The sequence below is a fragment of the Streptomyces sp. 13-12-16 genome (genome assembly GCF_002114215.1).
Classification (GTDB): domain Bacteria; phylum Actinomycetota; class Actinomycetes; order Streptomycetales; family Streptomycetaceae; genus Streptomyces.
Window position 1 is genome coordinate 1 of the sequence record NZ_NCTE01000797.1, and the last position, 3,694, is coordinate 3,694.

The window sequence follows — 3,694 nt, forward strand, 5'->3', positions numbered from 1 at the left end:
GACGGGAGCGGTCACCGTCGGCCGGGCGGGACGGGGGCGCCTGCACGGAGCGGGCGAGGCCCCGCGCGACCGCCTCGTTGATGGTGCCCGCGAGCGGCACGGCCTCGGGCAGGCCCTGGTCGGTGAGGAGGTCGGCCAGGCCGCCCGCGTAGCCCTGGCCGACGGCGCGCACCTTCCAGGCGCCCTGCCGCCGGTAGAGCTCCAGTGCGACGACGGCCGACTCGGCCTCCAGGCCGGTGATGGTGTAGCTGGCGATCTCGCCGCCGTCCAGGCCGGTGACGGCGACGAAGGGGGCCGCCACGGCGCCGAACCGGGCGGGTCCCGGGCCGCCGCCCGGGGCGGGCAGGGCGAGCAGCACACTGACGCGGTGCACCGCGTCCGTCATGGCGTCCAGGTCCACCGCGAGACGGTGGTCGGCGGCCGCCTGACGCGACACCTCCAGACCGGGCTGGGTGGGCGCGCCCGGGTGGGCCACCCACTCCACCCCGTGGATCCGGCCGTTCTCGTCGCCGAGCGCGGCCGCGGCCACGACCGGCGTGCCGGCCGAGACCCTGATCTCCAGACGGGACTGGGAGAGCGGGTGGTTCTGTCCCCGCACCAGCTCGGCCGTCATCGCCTTCGTCCCCCTGTGTCGCGGTGGTGACTGCTCGTATCGCCCGTGGTGCCTAGAGGACCGGCAGGATCGCCGGCATCAGGTCCTGGAAGGTGCGGCCGTTGGCCGGGTTGCCGAGGGCCGTCATCGTCCAGCCCGTGCCCGTGCGGTGCACCTTCGCCATGAGCTGGGCCGTGTAGGCGCCGCCGCCGGCCAGCGTGTAGCGGGCGAGCTCCTGGCCGTTGGTCTCGTCGACGAGGCGGCAGAACGCGTTCTGCACCTCCTGGAAGGTCTGGCCCGTGAAGGAGTTCACGGTGAAGACGATCTGGTCGATGTGGACCGGGACGCGCGAGAGGTCGACGAGGATGGCCTCGTCGTCGCCGCCCTGGCCGACACCGCCGACGAGGTTGTCACCGGTGTGGCGCACGGAGCCGTCGTCGCTCACCAGGTGGCGGAAGAAGACGACGTCGACCGGCTGCTTGTCCGCGAACAGGACGGCCGAGGCGTCCAGGTCGATCTCCCGGGTGCGCGAGCCGAACAGGCCGCGACGGGGAGCCGCCTGCCAGCCGAGACCCATGCGTACCGCAGTCAGGCTGCCACCGTCGTTCTTCTGCAGACTGATGGCCTGACCCTTGGTCATGTTGACGGTCACGCGCTGATTCCCCTCTCGAGCTTCCCCTGTTGCCGCGCAATCGCGGTTGACCAGAACCCTACGCAGGGGCACTGACAGTGACGTACCCAGGTCCGCACTTTGTGTCGTTCTTGCAACACATCGCGTACGCGGCCGTCAGGACAGTCCTGCCTCCTGCATCTGCCGCAACTCCTTCTTCATTTCGGACACCTCGTCGCGCAGCCGGGCCGCGATCTCGAACTGCAGGTCGGCCGCGGCGGCCCGCATCCGCGTGGTGAGCTCCTCGATCTGCTCGGCGAGTTCGGCGGCGGGACGGTCGGTCGGCGCGGTCTCGGCGGCCTTGCCCCTGGCGCCCTTGGCGCCCTTGGCCGCCTTGGTGCCCAGGGAGGGTACGGGCGCCTTGGCACCGCCGTCCTTCTTGGCCTGGCGGTAGCCCGAGCCGAGCAGTTCCTCGGTGTCGATGTCCTCGCGGGCGATCTGCGCGACGATGTCGTTGATCTTCTTGCGGAGCGGCTGGGGATCGATGCCGTTCGCCTTGTTGTACGCGACCTGCTTCTCCCGGCGGCGGTTGGTCTCGTCGATGGCCTTCTCCATCGCCGGGGTGATCTTGTCGGCGTACATGTGGACCTGGCCGGAGACGTTGCGCGCCGCGCGGCCGATGGTCTGGATCAGGGAGGTGCCCGAGCGCAGGAAACCCTCCTTGTCGGCGTCGAGGATGGCGACCAGGGACACCTCGGGCAGGTCGAGGCCCTCGCGCAGCAGGTTGATGCCGACGAGGACGTCGTACTCGCCGCTGCGCAGCTCCCGCAGCAGCTCGACCCGGCGCAGGGTGTCGACGTCGCTGTGCAGATAGCGGACCTGGATGCCGAGTTCCAGGAAGTAGTCGGTGAGGTCCTCGGCCATCTTCTTGGTGAGCGTGGTGACCAGGACGCGTTCGTCCTTCTCCACGCGGGTGCGGATCTCGTGCACCAGGTCGTCGATCTGGCCCTCGGTGGGCTTGACCACGACCTCGGGGTCGACGAGGCCGGTGGGGCGGATGATCTGTTCGACGGTGCCGTTCGCGCGGGAGAGCTCGTACTGGCCGGGGGTGGCCGACAGGTAGACGGCCTGCCCGATGCGCTCCTGGAACTCCTCCCACTTCAGCGGCCGGTTGTCCAGGGCGGAGGGGAGCCGGAAGCCGTGGTCGACGAGGGTGCGCTTGCGGGAGGCGTCGCCCTCGTACATGGCGCCGATCTGCGGGACGGTGACGTGCGACTCGTCGATGACGAGGAGGAAGTCGTCCGGGAAGTAGTCCAGCAGGGTGTTCGGCGGGGAGCCGGGCGAGCGGCCGTCGAAGTGCATCGAGTAGTTCTCCACGCCGGAGCAGGAGCCGATCTGGCGGAGCATCTCGATGTCGTACGTGGTGCGCATGCGCAGGCGCTGGGCCTCCAGGAGCTTGCCCTGCTTCTCCAGCTCGGTCAGGCGCTCGCCGAGCTCCTTCTCGATGTCGCCCACCGCGCGCTCCAGCCGCTCGGGGCCCGCGACGTAGTGGGAGGCCGGGAAGACGTACAGCTGCTGGTCGTCGCTGATGATCTCGCCGGTGAGCGGGTGGAGCGTGGACAGCGCCTCGATCTCGTCGCCGAACATCTCGATGCGGACGGCGAGCTCCTCGTAGACCGGGAAGATCTCGATGGTGTCGCCGCGGACGCGGAAGGTGCCGCGGGTGAAGGCCATGTCGTTGCGCGTGTACTGGATGTCCACGAAGCGGCGCAGCAGCTCGTCCCGGTCGAGCTCGTCGCCGACGCGGAGGGGGACCATGCGGTCCACGTACTCCTGCGGGGTGCCCAGGCCGTAGATGCAGGAGACGGAGGCGACCACGACGACGTCGCGACGGGTGAGCAGCGAGTTGGTCGCGGAGTGGCGCAGCCGCTCGACCTCCTCGTTGATCGAGGAGTCCTTCTCGATGTAGGTGTCCGACTGCGGGACGTACGCCTCGGGCTGGTAGTAGTCGTAGTACGAGACGAAGTACTCGACCGCGTTGTTCGGCAGCAGCTCGCGGAACTCGTTGGCCAGCTGGGCGGCCAGGGTCTTGTTCGGCGCCATGACCAGGGTGGGGCGCTGGAGCTTCTCGATCATCCACGCGGTGGTGGCGGACTTGCCGGTGCCGGTCGCACCGAGCAGGACGACGTCCTTCTCGCCTGCTTCGATGCGCCGGGCGAGGTCGGCGATGGCCGTCGGCTGGTCACCGCTCGGCTGGTAGGGACTGACGACCTCGAAGGGCGCCACCGTGCGTTCGATCTGGGAAACGGGCCGCATGCCATCCACCGTACGGCCCCCCACTGACAACGGGTCCGGATCAGCGGCGCTGCGGGGTCCGGGAGCGGTGTTCCACGGGGCCGCGGGCCCGCAGCCGGGGGCGCGCCGGGGAGTGGCGGGCCGGGGAGTGGGCGGGGACGCCGGGCTTGTGCTCGGCGGGGGGTGCGGCGGGCCCG

At 70.3% G+C, this 3,694-nt stretch carries 3 protein-coding genes; all 3 read right to left on the reverse strand.

Going from position 1 to position 3,694, the window contains the following annotated elements; genetic code table 11:
- Positions 1-613 (reverse strand): TerD family protein (locus B7767_RS29140; RefSeq protein WP_143652684.1); only part of this gene is annotated, 613 nt, incomplete at its 3' end.
- 52 nt (positions 614-665) lie between these two features.
- The gene (locus B7767_RS29145) at positions 666-1,244 is read right to left on the reverse strand and encodes a TerD family protein (RefSeq protein ID WP_085574769.1); all 579 of its coding nucleotides are present in this window, start codon (positions 1,242-1,244) and stop codon (positions 666-668) included.
- Positions 1,245-1,379: 135 nt separating this feature from the next.
- Complete coding sequence (gene uvrB / locus B7767_RS29150) at positions 1,380-3,518, reverse strand: excinuclease ABC subunit UvrB (protein ID WP_085574770.1); 2,139 nt, start codon at positions 3,516-3,518, stop codon at positions 1,380-1,382.
- Between the last annotated feature and the right edge of the window lie 176 nt (positions 3,519-3,694).

Bases quoted from the DNA above. Each gene is read 5' to 3' on its own strand.
- uvrB (WP_085574770.1), bottom strand. From the start codon at position 3,518: ATGCGGCCCGTTTCCCAGATCGAACGCACGGTGGCGCCCTTCGAGGTC.